Source organism: Ulvibacter litoralis, assembly GCF_900102055.1.
GTDB lineage: Bacteria > Bacteroidota > Bacteroidia > Flavobacteriales > Flavobacteriaceae > Ulvibacter > Ulvibacter litoralis.
This window is the reverse complement of record NZ_FNBA01000001.1, coordinates 899,653-915,137: the sequence shown is the minus strand read 5'-3', so window position 1 is coordinate 915,137 and position 15,485 is coordinate 899,653. Positions and strand designations below refer to the sequence as shown.

At 36.9% G+C, this 15,485-nt stretch carries 11 protein-coding genes; 7 read left to right on the top strand and 4 right to left on the bottom strand.

Annotated features, from left to right (window positions below):
- Positions 1-14: 14 nt before the first annotated feature.
- Positions 15-371 (bottom strand): dihydroneopterin aldolase, encoded by a 357-nt coding sequence (gene folB / locus BLQ00_RS04205; RefSeq protein ID WP_093140911.1) that lies wholly within the window; start codon positions 369-371, stop codon positions 15-17.
- A gap of 143 nt (positions 372-514) precedes the next feature.
- On the opposite strand from folB, the gene BLQ00_RS04200 reads away from it, so the two are divergent.
- Positions 515-2,545 (top strand): glutamine--tRNA ligase/YqeY domain fusion protein, encoded by a 2,031-nt coding sequence (locus tag BLQ00_RS04200; RefSeq protein ID WP_093140909.1) that lies wholly within the window; start codon positions 515-517, stop codon positions 2,543-2,545.
- 87 nt (positions 2,546-2,632) lie between these two features.
- Here the strand turns inward: BLQ00_RS04200 and BLQ00_RS04195 are convergent, their stop codons facing one another.
- Positions 2,633-3,655 carry an SPFH domain-containing protein gene (locus BLQ00_RS04195; RefSeq protein WP_093140907.1) on the bottom strand — a complete coding sequence of 341 codons (1,023 nt, stop codon included), beginning with the start codon at positions 3,653-3,655 and terminating at the stop codon, positions 2,633-2,635.
- 58 nt (positions 3,656-3,713) lie between these two features.
- On the opposite strand from BLQ00_RS04195, the gene BLQ00_RS04190 reads away from it, so the two are divergent.
- Positions 3,714-4,397 (top strand): outer membrane beta-barrel protein, encoded by a 684-nt coding sequence (locus BLQ00_RS04190; protein WP_093140905.1) that lies wholly within the window; start codon positions 3,714-3,716, stop codon positions 4,395-4,397.
- Here BLQ00_RS04190 and gltX read toward each other — a convergent pair.
- Positions 4,394-5,905, bottom strand: a complete 1,512-nt coding sequence (gene gltX, locus BLQ00_RS04185) for a glutamate--tRNA ligase (protein ID WP_093140902.1) — start codon at positions 5,903-5,905, stop codon at positions 4,394-4,396. The two genes, BLQ00_RS04190 and gltX, sit on opposite strands and share 4 nt — an antisense overlap.
- 327 nt (positions 5,906-6,232) lie before the next feature.
- Between gltX and BLQ00_RS04180 the strand changes: the two genes are divergently transcribed.
- The 4 genes from BLQ00_RS04180 (at position 6,233) to BLQ00_RS04165 (ending at position 12,918) form a co-directional block, all read left to right on the top strand.
- A complete protein-coding gene (locus BLQ00_RS04180) occupies positions 6,233-9,640 on the top strand; it encodes a DUF4175 family protein (RefSeq protein ID WP_093140899.1) in 3,408 nt (1,135 codons plus the stop codon).
- The gene (ybeY, locus tag BLQ00_RS04175; RefSeq protein WP_093140897.1) at positions 9,633-10,049 is read left to right on the top strand and encodes an rRNA maturation RNase YbeY; all 417 of its coding nucleotides are present in this window, start codon (positions 9,633-9,635) and stop codon (positions 10,047-10,049) included. The genes BLQ00_RS04180 and ybeY overlap by 8 nt, the downstream gene beginning before the upstream one ends.
- 112 nt (positions 10,050-10,161) lie before the next feature.
- The gene (mnmG, locus tag BLQ00_RS04170) at positions 10,162-12,033 is read left to right on the top strand and encodes a tRNA uridine-5-carboxymethylaminomethyl(34) synthesis enzyme MnmG (RefSeq protein WP_093140894.1); all 1,872 of its coding nucleotides are present in this window, start codon (positions 10,162-10,164) and stop codon (positions 12,031-12,033) included.
- 36 nt (positions 12,034-12,069) lie between these two features.
- Positions 12,070-12,918: a class I SAM-dependent methyltransferase gene (locus tag BLQ00_RS04165; protein ID WP_093140891.1), complete on the top strand. Its 849-nt coding sequence runs from the start codon at positions 12,070-12,072 to the stop codon at positions 12,916-12,918.
- Between the two features lie 143 nt (positions 12,919-13,061).
- Here the strand turns inward: BLQ00_RS04165 and BLQ00_RS04160 are convergent, their stop codons facing one another.
- Complete coding sequence (locus tag BLQ00_RS04160; protein ID WP_093140885.1) at positions 13,062-14,216, bottom strand: DNA polymerase III subunit; 1,155 nt, start codon at positions 14,214-14,216, stop codon at positions 13,062-13,064.
- A gap of 62 nt (positions 14,217-14,278) precedes the next feature.
- Between BLQ00_RS04160 and BLQ00_RS04155 the strand changes: the two genes are divergently transcribed.
- Entirely contained in the window at positions 14,279-15,466 is a 1,188-nt protein-coding gene (locus BLQ00_RS04155; protein ID WP_093140882.1) for a phosphoglycerate kinase, read from the top strand.
- Positions 15,467-15,485 lie beyond the last annotated feature (19 nt).

The following is a 15,485-nucleotide window of genomic DNA, read 5'->3' as shown; positions in this document are numbered from 1 at the left end:
CACTTTAATTTCAATTACCGTTCCGATTTCATAGTAACGCTTACTTCAGCAACATCACCACCAATAGGCGGATTTACTTTTGCTACCGTTACTTTTACCAAATGTACCAACGGAATTTCAGAAAAAACAGCATCAATGATTCGTTGTCCAACATGTTCTAATAATTTTGAACGCACTCGCATTTGCGCTCTCACAATTTTTTGAAGGTGCACATAATCAACAGTATCCTTCAATTCATCCGTCTTTGCCGCTTTAGTTAAGTCAGCTTCCACTGTAAGATTCACCAAATAATCCGAACCTATTTTACCTTCTTCCACCAAACAACCATGAAAGGCATATATCTTAATATTTTTTAACCGAATTGTACTCATTTCAACTATTTTTGTAAAGATACTTTTTTTAACGAATTATGTACCTTTACCAACATATTGAGTGTCCGTTCGAGCGCAGTCGAGAACAATTTGTTTAGGACATCAATAACCTCTCGACTGCGCTCGAGGCGACAGTAATTAGAATGTCAGAAGAAAAAGAACCTCTTAATTTTATTGAACATAGTATTGAGAACGATTTAAAAAACGGAATGGACCCTAAGTCGTTGCGTTTTCGTTTTCCACCAGAACCGAATGGATACCTGCACATTGGACATACAAAAGCCATTGGTATTAGTTTTGGTTTGGGTGAAAAATACAATGCACCTGTAAACCTTCGTTTTGACGATACCAATCCTGCCAAAGAAGAGCAAGAATATGTAGATGCTATTAAAGAAGACATTTCTTGGCTGGGATACCAATGGGCAAACGAATTGTACTCCTCCGATTATTTTCAACAATTATACGATTGGGCTGTCTTACTAATTAAAGACGGTAAGGCTTATGTAGACTCTCAATCGAGTGAAGCCATGGCCGAACAAAAAGGAACACCAACTTCTGTTGGTACCAATAGTCCGTTTCGCGATAGATCTGTAGAAGAAAATTTGGAACTTTTTGAAGCGATGAAAGCCGGTAAATTTGAGCAAGGAGCACATGTGTTGCGCGCAAAAATTGACATGGAAGACCCAAATATGCTGATGAGGGACCCAATTATGTATCGTATTCTTAAAAAAGCACACCACCGTACAGGCAACGATTGGTGTATTTATCCGATGTACGATTGGACACATGGCGAGAGCGACTATATCGAACAAGTTTCACACTCTTTGTGCTCCTTAGAGTTTAAACCTCACAGAAAGCTTTACAATTGGTTTAGAGACCATGTTTATGAATATAGTAAAGCAACCTATCCAAACATCCCTAATCAGACCGAATTTGCGCGTTTAAATTTAAGTTATACCATTATGAGCAAACGAAAGTTGCTTCAATTGGTTGAGGAAGGTGTTGTAAATGGATGGGACGATCCAAGGTTGCCTACAATTTCAGCATTGCGGCGAAGAGGGTATACTCCAAATTCAATTAGAAAGTTTGTAGAAACAGTTGGTGTTGCCAAACGTGAAAACATCATCGACGTTTCTTTATTAGAATTTTGTGTTCGTCAAGATTTAAATGCGACAGCCACGCGTGTCATGGCGGTTTTAGATCCTGTAAAGTTGATTATTACAAACTATCCTAAAGGTAAAGAAGAGTTTTTTACTGCGGAAAATAATCCAGAAGACACGAACTCGGGAAGTCATGAAGTACCTTTTTCGGGCGAATTATACATCGAAAAGGAAGATTTTAAAGAAGAAGCTAGCGGAAAGTTTTTTAGACTGACCTTAGGTTCTGAAGTCAGACTTAAAAATGGATACATTATCAAAGGGGAAAGCGTGGTAAAAGATGCTGACGGAAACATCACAGAAATTCACTGTACCTACGATCCAGATAGTTTAAGCGGAAGCGGATCAGAAGCAAGTCTACGAAAAGTAAAAGGAACCTTGCATTGGGTTTCTATTGCACATGCGATTAAAGCAGAAGTTCGAATTTACGACCGTTTGTTTAACGATGAAGCGCCAGACAGTCATAAAGACAAAAGTTTTATGGACTTTATCAATCCCAACTCTTTGGTTGTTACAGAAGCGTTTGTAGAACCTTTTCTAGCCACCACAAAACCGGGAGATAATTACCAATTTCAACGTTTGGGCTATTTTAATGTAGATCTAGATAGCACTCCAGAACATTTAGTGTTTAATAGAACCGTTGGGTTACGCGATTCTTGGGCAAAACAAAAACCAGCAGCGCAAAAACAACCTACCAAACAACAAGCACCGCCACAGCGAGCAGCGATTGAGGTTATCAAACAATTTGGTAAAAAATACACCAATTTACCTGAAGAGAAGCAAGCAAAGGTAAAAGCTGAAATTCAAGCGTTGGCAACTAAAGTTCCATATAGCGATTTAGAGCCTTTATTTGCAACGGCCGCTAAAAAGGCAGGAACTCGAATTGCAGCCATGTTAACATTGGGGGTATTACTTAAAAATGGACTAGAAAAAACCGCAGAAGCATCCGAATTTATTACGAATGCAGCAGAAGATAAAAATGAATTGTTAGCTGCAGAAGCGAAAGCATTGTTGTAAAAACAAAACGAGTATAAATTAAAAAAGGCTTCCAATTTGGAGGCCTTTTTTAATACAAGTCATCTTTTATAAAAGCGCAATAGCTAATTAAATAATAACATCATCCATACCATCACTATCATCGTCATCAAACGAATCTGTTGGAGGTGGTGGAGGTGTAGGCTTTTTTCTTCTTTTGTTTGTAATGCCTTTCGCAGCATTTGTCTTTTTCATTTCCTCACCTATTTGATTGCTCGCAACAAAAGATGCAATCATATCATTTAGCATATTACTTCCTGCTTGTGGTGAATTTGGTAATAAAATAAGATTGGTATTTGTTTCTTCACCAATCGATTGTAAGGTATCATAATGCTGGGTTACCACAATTAATGCTGAAGCTTCTTGAGAATTAATCCCTACATTATTTAAAACATCCACACTTTCTTCCAAACCACGAGCAATTTCTCGTCGTTGATCGGCAATACCCTGTCCTTGCAAACGTTTACTTTCTGCTTCCGCACGTGCTTTGGCAACAATTTTAATACGTTCTGCTTCCGCTTCATACTCTGCAGCTACTTTTTCACGTTCGGCAGCGTTAATACGGTTCATAGCTGCTTTTACCTGTACGTCAGGATCAATATCGGTGACTAAAGTTTTAATAATATCATACCCATAGTTCACCATTGCTTCATTTAGTTCTTGTTTTACTGCAATTGCAATATCGTCTTTACGTTCAAAAACATCATCCAATTTCATTTTAGGAACTTCAGCACGAACTACATCAAAAACATAGGACGTAATTTGATCGTGCGGATTCTCAAGTTTGTAAAAAGCATCGTACACTTTTTCTTTCAATACTTGAAACTGAACAGAAATTTTGAGGCGAACAAACACATCATCTTTCGTTTTTGTTTCAACCAGTACATCCAATTGTTGAATTTTTAAATTAATACGTCCTGCAATACGATCTACCATCGGAATTTTAAACCGAAGACCAGAGTTTCGAACACCTAAAAACCTTCCGAAGCGCTCAATAATAGCGGCAGTTTGTTGTTTTACAGTGAAGAAACTTGAGATTAATATAAAAAACCCAAAAAGTAAAAAAGGAATTAGAAGAATAGACCAACCCATAGTATATAAAAATTAAATTAGTTACGTTTGTTGAAGATACAAAAATAAAGCTTTGTCTATGAACCTTACCCAATATCCCCTTATGAGTCTTAAAAAAGCGATTTTTGTTACTTTTTTAGTGTTCAGTTTTCAGCAAATGGACGCACAACGAAATTTTGAAGAGTACAACCGACTTGGGTTAACAGGAGGTTTTACGTTTTTTGATATTAGCACTTCTAATTTTGAAACAGAACAAGGCCAAGGGTTTGAAGGTGGATTTACCACAAGAGGTTCCTTTCGTGGAAGTTTCGATTTAATTTACGGAATTAGTTTTTACAACAATAAAATTGGAATTCGAGGAAATGATCTTCTTAAAACCGATCCGCAATCTATAAAATATCAAATTCAGTCTGCACAAATAGGATTGCTTGGAAGTTTAAACATTGTAAAGCATCATTTCAGTCTAGAATTTGGTCCCATTTTAAATGTAAATGGTAAAATGAATCTCGACAACGAACGGTACAGCGATTACATTTTAGACGGATATACCACGCTTACTGCAAATGATATACAAGACATTAATCGCATCAACTTTCACGTTGCAGGAGGTATTACGGCAGGATTAAAGTCGTTTAGACTAAGTGCATTATATCAATACGGTGTCACCAATATTTTTGACAAGTTTAATGACAAAAATATTGAAAACACCGATTTTGAAGGGCATAGCAGTACGATTACACTCGCAGCTACTATTTATTTTTAAGCAAGTTTTTGAACTGCATTTTCGATACGAAGAATAGTTTCTTCTTTACCAAGTATAGCCGCAATATCAAACACATCTGGTCCTTTCATTTCACCAACTAACGCCAATCGAAGTGGCATCATTACTTTTCCGAAACCAATTCCTTGTGCTGTAATCCATCCTTTTATTACTTCGGAAAGAGTTGCTGCTGAAAAGTCACTGGCACCTTTCATTAAAGTAACTACTTCAGACAATAACTCAGGCGTTTCTGGCTTAAATGCTTTTGCGGAAGCCTTTTCGTCGTACGATGATGGGGTTTGAAAGAAGAAGCTTCCTTGGTCCCATACATCATTCAGAAAAGTACTGCGTTCTTTCAACAAAGAAACAATAAACGGAAGGTCTAAAGTTGTGGTGATGTTCTTCTCTTTCAGAAGGGAAGAAAACTGTTCAGCAAGAGTAGCATTATCAACCTCTTGAAGGTATTGATGTTGAAACCATTTTGTTTTTTCAGGATCAAATTTAGCACCTCCTTTGTGTACACGCTCTAACTCAAACGCTTGTACAAGGGCTTCTAAACTGAAAATTTCTTGTTCGGTTCCAGGATTCCATCCTAAAAACGCTAACATATTAACAACCGCTTCTGGTAAATAACCGTCTTCTCTGTATCCAGCAAAAAGATCTCCTTCAGCCGTTTTCCATTGGAGCGGAAATACAGGAAAGCCCATTTTATCACCATCACGTTTACTTAATTTTCCTTTTCCTTCTGGCTTCATAATTAAAGGTAAGTGCGCAAATTTAGGCGCATCCCAACCAAAAGCACGATATAATAATACGTGTAATGCCATAGATGGTAACCATTCTTCCCCACGAATAACGTGCGTAATGTTCATTAAATGGTCGTCCACAATATTTGCTAAGTGGTAGGTTGGCATTCCATCGCTTTTAAACAAAACTTTATCGTCTAAAACGTTGGTGTCAATTTGAACGCCACCACGAATAATGTCTTTTAAGTGTAAAGTTTCAGCCTCTGGCGACTTAAAACGAATGACATACGCATCTCCAGCAGCAATTTTAGCTTGTACTTCTTCCTTAGAAAGAGATAACGAATTCTTTAATTTTAAGCGATTGTGCCAATTATAAATAAACGTTTTCTTTTTCGCTTCATGATCTTTACGGTGTGCGTCAAGCTCTTCAGCAGTATCAAAAGCGTAATAAGCATTTTCAGAGGCTAATAATTGATCTGCGTATTGTTTGTATAATTCTTTACGTTCACTTTGACGGTACGGACCACAATCTCCTTCTTTTCCGGGACCTTCATCGTACGGAATGTTTAACCAATTTAAGGCTTCAATTATATAATCTTCGGCACCAGGAACATATCTATTTTGATCGGTATCTTCGATGCGCAATAGAAAATCACCTCCGTGTTTTTTAGCGAATAAATAATTAAATAAAGCGGTTCTAACACCACCAATATGAAGCGGCCCCGTTGGACTTGGAGCAAAACGTACACGTACTTTTTGAGACATAACATTCCCCGCGCAGGCGGGAATCTTTTTATTTTAAACCTCTTACTTTATAAAAACAAGCAAAGGGTTTAAAAGATGAAACTTATTTGAAGGGGCAAAGGTAACAATTAACTAAGAGATTGTTTTATAGGAATCGCTATCTTTCGTTTTCAAAAGCATCGGATTTTATCTTTTCTGAAAATTTATTTGTTGTGGAGTAATTTTTGCTGTTAAAATTTAATTGTAATTTAGGAGTTCTGTCTATACAGAAAAGAAGGAGGAGAAGACATTGTATTAATAATCTAGAAAGAAGATCAGGAAGAGATTCCTGTCTTCGCAGGAATTTAAATGAGTACATTCAATATCATTCAGCAGAAGCTGGAGCAATTTATTAGAAAATACTACACCAATGAGCTGATAAAGGGAGCAATTCTCTTTTTTGCCATCGGACTCCTATACCTATTAATTACATTGTTGGTGGAGTACTTTTTATGGCTTAATCCGACAGGCAGAACCATTTTATTTTGGCTTTTTGTCGCAGTAGAGTTAGGATTGTTTGTTCGATTTATCGCCTTTCCATTGGCGAAGTTATTCAACCTTCAGCAAGGGATTTCACACGAAGAAGCTTCCGCAATTATTGGAAGTCATTTTCCGCAGGTAAGCGATAAACTACTAAATGTTATTCAGCTAAATCAAAATCAAAGAGAATCTGAACTATTATTGGCCAGTATTGATCAAAAAGCGGAAGAAATTCAGCCAGTTCCCTTCAAAAGCGCTATTAATTTCAGAAAAAACGCCAAATACCTAAAATATGCTGCGATTCCCGTGATTATTTTCGTGTTGGTCAGTTTGTTGGGAGAGAAAGATACTTTTTCAAGCAGTTACAAACGTGTTGTGAATTACGATACTGCCTATGAAGCGCCGGCACCCTTTACATTTTCCGTAGTAAATGATGACTTAAATGCCATAGAAAACAAAAGCTTTACCTTAAAAGTGGAAACCAAAGGAACTGTATTTCCAGAAAATGCAAGTATCAGCTACAATAACGAAACCTATTATTTACAACAAACCGCGCCAGGGCAGTTTGAATATACCTTTTTACAACCTTCGGAAGCAATTGATTTTCAGTTTAAAGCGAATAAAGTCACCTCGCAGCCCTATCGATTGGAAGTGCTGAAAACCCCGTCTTTAGTAGCTTTCGAGATGGTTTTAAACTATCCGAATTACATTGGTAAAAAGGACGAAGTGTTAAAAAGTACTGGAAACGCGACCATTCCTGAAGGGACTCGTGTTACTTGGAATGTTAAAACCAAAAACACCACTTCTGTTGGATTAAAAACAAAAGATACCACCTTTCTTTTTTCTGAAAAATCTCAGGCATTTAGCTACGGAAAAGGAATTTATTCAAAATTAGATTATGCCATTACAACCTCCAACGAGAAACTGAAAGAATATGAAAATCTTTCATTTGCATTGGGTGTTATTAAAGATGAATATCCAGAAATAGACGTACAAACCAAGCAAGACAGTACCGACAGTCAATTGGTGTACTTTTTAGGACGGGTGAGTGATGATTACGGACTTACAAAATTGCGTTTGGTGTATTTTCCTGAAGGACAAGAAGCACAGCTAAAAACGGAAGTCTTACCGTTAAACAAAACCAATTTTGATCAATTTGTATATACGTTTCCTGGAAACCTTCCTTTGGCTGAAGGGGTAGCGTACGAATATTATTTTGAGGTTTTCGACAATGATGCGATTCATAAATTTAAGTCGAGCAAGTCTACCATTTATTCCTTCCGAAAGTTGACTAAAGAAGAATTGGAGAATGAACAATTAGAGAATCAGGACAACTCTATTAAGGGACTAGACAAAACCTTAGAGCAATTTAAAGAACAAGACAAAGCGTTAGAGGAAATTTCTAAAACGCAAAAAGAGAAGAACGAACTCAATTGGAACGATAAGAAAAAGTTAGAAAATTTCATTCAGCGTCAGAAGCAGCAAGAAGAAATGATGAAGAATTTTTCCAAAGAGTTAAAAGAGAATTTAGAGAATTTTCAACCAGAAAATGAAGAGAAAGATCCTTTCAAGGAACAATTAGAAAAACGCTTGGAAGAGAACCAAGAGAAGCTGAAAGAAAACGAAAAGTTATTAGAAGAGTTAGAAAAGCTTCAAGAGAAAATTAATAAAGAAGAGCTAAGCGAAAAACTTGAGAATCTTTCAAAACAAAATAAAAATCAAGAGAAAAATTTAGAGCAATTGTTAGAGCTTACGAAACGATATTATGTAAGTAAGAAAGCTGAAAAATTAGCGGACGAATTATACAAATTAGGTGAAAAGCAAGAAAAGCTTGCCGATAAACCAGAGGATGAAAACACCAAAGAAGAACAAGAAAAATTAAATGAAGCTTTCAAAAAATATCAGGAAGAGAAAGAAAAACTTGACAAAGAAAATAAAGATTTAAAAAAGCCGATGGACATTCCAGAGGAAAAAAAGGAAGAAGAACAAATTGAACAAGAACAACAAAATGCTTCCGAAAGTTTAGAGAAACAAGACAAAGAAGGCGCTAAGTCGAGTCAGAAAAAAGCGGGAAAAAAGATGAAGCAAATGGGGCAACAAATGCAAGCCCAAATGAAAAGCGGAGAAGGAGAAGCGATGGAAGAAGATGTAGAAATGTTGCGTCAAATTTTAGACAACTTGGTTGTGTTTTCTTTTGAACAAGAAGAATTGATGGAAGAGTTTAAAAAGACGGATTATGGAAACCCGCTCTTCGGAAAACGTCTAACCAAGCAAAACGATTTAAAACTTAACTTTCAGCATATAGACGATAGTTTATTTGCACTCTCTTTACGTCAGCCAATAATTAGCAGTAAAATTAATGAGTCGCTTACAGAGGTAGAATTCAATATGGAGAAATCGTTAGATCGTCTGGCTCAAAATCAATTCCGTCAAGGAATATCGAATCAGCAATATACCGTTACAGGAGCGAACGAATTAGCCATTTTATTAAGTGATTTATTAAAAAACATGCAAATGCAGATGCCCGGTATGGGGTCTGGTTCAGGAAAGGGACAACCAAAACCTGGAGAAGGTCAGGGTCAAGGACAAGGTTTTCAATTACCCGATATTATTGAAAAGCAGGAAAGTCTTTCAGAAAAAATGAAAGAAGGAATGGAAAAAGGGAAAGAAGGCGAAGGTAAAGAGGGTGAAGGTGGAAAAGAAGGAAAAGGAAAAGGAGAACAAGGTGGCGGTGAAGGTGAAGGGAATGGTGAAGGCGGCGAAAACGGGCGTGATGGGAAGGACGGTAAAAAAGGAGAAGGTAAAGGCGAAGGAGATAGTGAAGACATGAATGGCGAATTGTTCGAAATTTACAAACAACAACAACAATTGCGTCAGCAGCTTGAAGATCGATTAAGCAAAGAAGGTTTAGACGGCAAAGGAGGTGATTTGCTGCGCGAAATGGAAGGAATAGAGCAACAGTTGCTTGATAAAGGATTTAATGAGCGTACGCTTGAGAAAATGCTTAATTTAAAATACGAACTACTTAAATTAGACAAAGCAGATTTTGAGCAAGGGCAAGAAACAAAGCGTGAATCTAGAACCAATCGTAAATCTTATGACAACACGTTGCGATTGTCTCCCGAGGATGTGAAAAAATACTTCAATACCACCGAAATTTTAAATAGAGAGGCACTACCTTTGCGGCAAGAATATAAACAAAAGGTACAGACGTATTTTAAGACAAAGAATGATTGATTTTGCTTACCAAAACGATTTTAAGTTAGAAAATGAAGCCGCCGTTGCTTCATGGATTTCTAGTATTATTTCTTCGGAAGATTTTGCAGAAGGGGACATTAGTTACGTTTTTTGTGACGATGACTACTTACACAATCTCAATAAAGAATTTTTAGATCACGATACGCTCACCGATATCATCAGTTTTGATTATTCGATGGGAACTCAAATTCATGGAGAAATTTATATTTCTGTAGATCGTGTTGCTGAAAATGCGGAAGCTTTTGAAACTGGCTTTTTAAATGAATTGCATCGTGTTATTATTCACGGAATACTTCACTACTGTGGCTACAAGGATAAAACGGAATCGGAAGCGGCTTTAATGCGTTCTAAAGAAGAAGCAGCGTTATTGAAGCGTAATTTCGTGTAGAACACTGAAAATCAACCTTTTATATTTTTAACTTACTGATTTTAAGTTATTTAGCGTATCTTTGCGCCCTCAAAATTTAATTCAATGTTCCACGTGGAACAATTTTATAGCTATGTTTGGAAAAGAGTATGATGTTATTGTAGTTGGCGCGGGTCACGCAGGTTCAGAAGCAGCCGCTGCGGCCGCGAATATGGGGTCTAGTACATTGCTTATCACAATGAACCTTCAAAATATTGGACAAATGTCTTGCAACCCTGCGATGGGAGGAATTGCAAAAGGACAAATTGTTCGTGAGATAGATGCGTTAGGTGGGTATAGTGGAATTATTTCTGATAAGACCGCCATTCAGTTTAAGATGCTTAACAAATCGAAGGGACCTGCAATGTGGAGTCCAAGAGTTCAGAGTGATCGAATGCGTTTTTCTGAAACCTGGCGATTGATGTTAGAGCAAACACCGAACCTCGATTTCTATCAAGAAATGGTGGCCGGAATTATTGTAAAAGGAGATAAAATTGTGGGAGTTCGTACTTCGTTAGGGTTGGAAGTTCGAGGAAAAACGGTGGTGCTTACCAACGGTACTTTTCTAAATGGATTAATTCATATTGGAGAAAAACAATTTGGTGGAGGAAGAGCAGGTGAATCTGCTTCCTTCGGAATTACAAAAGAATTGGTCGATTTAGGTTTTGAATCGGGTAGAATGAAAACGGGAACACCTCCACGAGTGGATGGCCGATCGTTAGATTTTTCTAAAATGATTATCCAACCTGGTGACGAACATCCTGAAAAATTCTCTTATTCGAATGCCACAAAACCATTAACCGAACAGCGTCCTTGTCACATGAGTTATACGAGTCCGCTCGTTCATGATTTATTGAAAGAAGGATTCGATCGTTCACCAATGTTTAATGGTTCCATTAAAAGTATTGGTCCGAGATATTGTCCTTCTATTGAAGATAAAATAAACCGATTTGCAGATAAAGACAGACATCAATTATTTGTAGAACCTGAAGGTTGGAATACAGTAGAATATTATATCAATGGATTTTCTACATCGCTTCCAGAAGATGTTCAATTTAAAGCCATGCGTCAAGTAGCAGGATTTGAAAATGTGAAATTCTTTAGACCAGGTTATGCAATCGAATACGATTACTTTCCGCCGACACAATTGAAACATACGTTAGAGACAAAATTAGTTTCAGGATTGTTTTTTGCGGGACAAATAAACGGAACCACAGGATACGAAGAAGCAGCTTCTCAAGGATTGATGGCAGGAATTAATGCCAGTTTAAAAGTGCAAGAAAAAGATCCATTTATCATTCAACGTAATGAGGCGTATATCGGAGTTTTGATAGACGATTTAATTACAAAAGGAACTGAAGAGCCGTATCGAATGTTTACATCTCGTGCAGAATATAGAACCTTATTACGTCAAGATAATGCCGATTTTAGACTGACACCTATGTCGCATAAAATTGGTTTGGCTAGTGATGAGCGTTTGCGAATGATGGAGAAAAAGGAGAAAAAATCGGATGCTTTTGTGAAGTTTTTTAAAGATACAAGTGTCGCTCCAGAAGTGATAAATCCTATTTTAGAATCGAAAGATTCTGCCGTAGTGGGTCAGAGTGATAAAATGTTTAAGGTGTTTTCACGACCAAATATTACGATGGATGATATGCGTACTATTGACACTGTTGAAGCATTTATTTCTGAAAACGAATTAGATCACGAGGTACTTCAGCAAGCCGAAATTCAAGTGAAGTACGCAGGGTATATTAACAAAGAAAAGAACAATGCTGATAAGTTGAATCGATTAGAAGGGTTAAAAATTCCTGCTAATTTTGATTATTCAAAGCTGAAGTCCTTATCGTATGAAGCTAAAGAAAAACTAACCGCCATTCAACCGGCAACCGTTTCGCAAGCTTCACGAATTAGTGGGGTTTCACCAAACGATATTTCAGTGTTGTTAGTTTATATGGGACGTTAGCATGTATGTTCCACGTGGAACGATTAAAAATTACTTTTGGAAAACAATCAAAAAAACATAAAACACACCGTAAAAGACTTCCTTGTTTCTGGGGAGTCTTTTGATTTGGTACACGACGAGACAAGAGATTTGTTGGTTACATTTCCGCAGCCAAAAGAAGATCAATTGGCGAAGTATTACGAAAGCGAAGCTTACATTTCGCATACGGATACTAACAAAGGATTGACGGCAAATCTGTATCAAAGTGTCAAAAAATATTCATTGGCTTCGAAAACAAAATTGATAAAATCATTGTTGGGAAGCACAGGAACCTTATTAGATATTGGAGCAGGAACAGGGGAGTTTTTAAAAGTAGCCAAAGAAAATAATTGGACCGTTTCTGGAATTGAGCCCAATGAAAAAGCAAGAGGAATTGCTTCGGAAAAAGGAATCGATTTGGAAAACTCTATTGATGATCTTCAGGGAAACGTATATGATGTGGTTACCCTTTGGCACGTTTTAGAACACCTTCCAGATTTAGAAAATACGCTTCAGAAAATTGAAGCTTTTGTAAAACCTGGCGGCGTTTTAATTATAGCCGTCCCTAATTTTAAATCGTATGATGCTACGTTTTATAAAAATTATTGGGCCGCTTTTGATGTCCCGAGACACCTTTGGCATTTTTCAAAAGCTTCTATGAAGACATTATTTTCTTCCGAAGTTACCCTTCAAAAAATAAAACCCATGTGGTTCGATTCGTTTTATGTGAGTTTACTTTCAGAAAAATATAAAAGCGGAACCAATTTTTCAATCAAAGCATTATTTGTCGGATTGTGGTCAAATTTGGTTGGATTACGTACAAAAGATTATTCTTCGCACATTTACTGCTTCAAAAAGGCGAAATAACCAAATGTAGCTCTTTTCAGAAATGAAAATTAAAAAGACAGGTGTTTGGGTGGGAAATTTTAGAAAACCGCTTAAAACCCCTTATTTTAAGGTTGTTTTTTATAAAAAGTGTTTATAAAATAGAAGAACATGATAAGAAAAACCTATACAAGCTCTTTTTTGTGAATCAGTCGTGTTAACTGAATGGAAAGATCGGTAAGAATAATTTTACCATTTCCATTTCTCTCGATGTGATAGGATGCTTCTTCTAATGCTTTTGTAATTTCAAAAATATTATTTTGATGTATAAACGGTGCAAATTTTTCTAAAGAGAATTTTGAATCGTTTGCTTCAAAGAAAATAAGAGAATCGGCTTTGTAATTTTTTAAAAGCGCTTGTCTAAAAACTTCCATACAATAGGAGAGGAATTTTTTCTGAGTTTCGCGTCCTTTCCCCGCAATATTTTCACTCCAAGTTAAAAGTTCATTAATGGCTTTTTTATTTCCTTTGGCGCGAAATGCAGTTCGTACCCAAGACACAAACCATTCTTCAAAAATAAGGTCGTCACTATCGTTTTCTAAAATGTGGAGCGCTTTATTAAAATCGCCTGTAGCTTGTCTACTTATTTTTTTAGCGGTGGTTTCGGCAACGCCCTTTTTGTTTTGTAATTGCGTTGCAATGTCCTCTTCCGAAAGCAATGGAAATTGTAGTTTTTGACATCTTGAAGTGATGGTTGTTAATATGTGTTCTTCGTTTTCAGTTAACAATAACAACAAGGTGTTTTTTGGTGGCTCTTCAACAATTTTCAGGATTTTGTTTGAACATTCAACGTTCATTTTATCGGCCATCCAAATGATCATAATCTTATAACCCCCTTCGTACGATTTTAACGCTAGCGTTTTTAAAAGATCTTGAGCTTCGTTTACACTAATATTCCCTTGTTTGTTTTCAATACCTAAGGATTGCAACCAATCGAATAAAGATGCGTACGGATTTTGATTTACGAAATTTCGCCATTCTTCCGTGAAATTTGCTGAAACCGCATTCTTTTTAACAGAGTCGTTGGTATTTACAGGATAAATAAAATGTAAATCTGGATGTGTTAGCTTGGCCGTTTTTTGCACACAATTATGGTAGGCTTGCGAATCTTTTTCGTGCGTGCTACACAAAATAGCACTGGCATAAGCGATAGCCATAGGTAATAAACCACTTCCCGTAGCACCAACAAATAGCTGCGCATGCGGAATCCTTCCGTTTTCCACGCTTTTTAAGAGATGTGCTTTCAAATGTTTTTGACCTAATACTTCCGAAAAATCCATACACAAAACTACGTAATTTGTGGTCTAAAAAAAACCTATATTTGTAGCTCAAAACCACTTCTATGAAAACAGTAAACGACTTTAATTTTAAGGATAAAAAAGCACTCATTCGTGTTGATTTTAATGTTCCATTGAACGATCAATTTGAAGTAACTGATGCGAGCAGAATTGAAGCTGCAAAGCCTACTATCATTAAGATTCTTGAAGATGGAGGCTCATGTATTTTGATGTCTCATTTAGGGCGTCCTAAGAATAAAGAAAGTGAATTTTCATTGCGTCATATTGTGGATAAAACAAGTGATATATTAGGTGTAAACGTTCGGTTTGTAGACGATTGTATAGGGTCGATTGCTGAAAATGGGGTGGAAAACTGTAAGCCTGGAGAAATTATTTTGTTAGAAAATCTTCGGTATTATCCAGAAGAAACTGCAGGCGATAAAGATTTTGCTGAAAAACTTTCTAAACTTGGAGATATCTATGTAAATGATGCCTTCGGTACCGCGCATAGAGCACACGCATCTACGGCTGTAATTGCTCAATTTTTTCCAGAAAATAAGTGTTTTGGATTGTTATTGGCTTCAGAAATAGAAAGCATTAACAAAGTGCTAAATTCAAGTGTGAAGCCTGTTACCGCGATTATTGGTGGTGCAAAAGTGTCTTCAAAAATAACGATTATTGAAAATATTTTAGATAAAATAGACCACCTTATTATTGGCGGCGGAATGGCATTTACCTTTGTGAAGGCACAAGGAGGTGCAATTGGAAGCTCTTTGGTTGAAGAAGACAAACAAGAATTGGCATTAGATATTCTGAAACTTGCCAAAGAGAAAAATGTTCACGTTCATTTACCTGTCGATGCGATTGTAGCCGATAGTTTTTCAGCAGAAGCCAATACAATGGTGGAGTCAATAGACACCATATCAGACGGTTGGATGGGCTTAGACGCTGGACCTAAGACCAATAAAATATTTGCAGAAGTAGTTTCCGAATCTAAAACAATCTTGTGGAACGGTCCTGTAGGTGTTTTCGAAATGGAAGCCTTTGCATCTGGAACCATTGCCTTAGGGAATGCAATTGCTGATGCTACAGCCAACGGGGCGTTTTCATTAGTAGGTGGAGGCGATTCTGTGGCTGCTGTGAAACAATTTGGTTTTAGCAAAAAAGTAAGCTACGTTTCAACAGGTGGTGGCGCGATGCTTGAAATGTTAGAAGGAAAAACACTTCCTGGGATTCAAGCTATTTTAGACTAGAAACTTCGTTTTATTCACT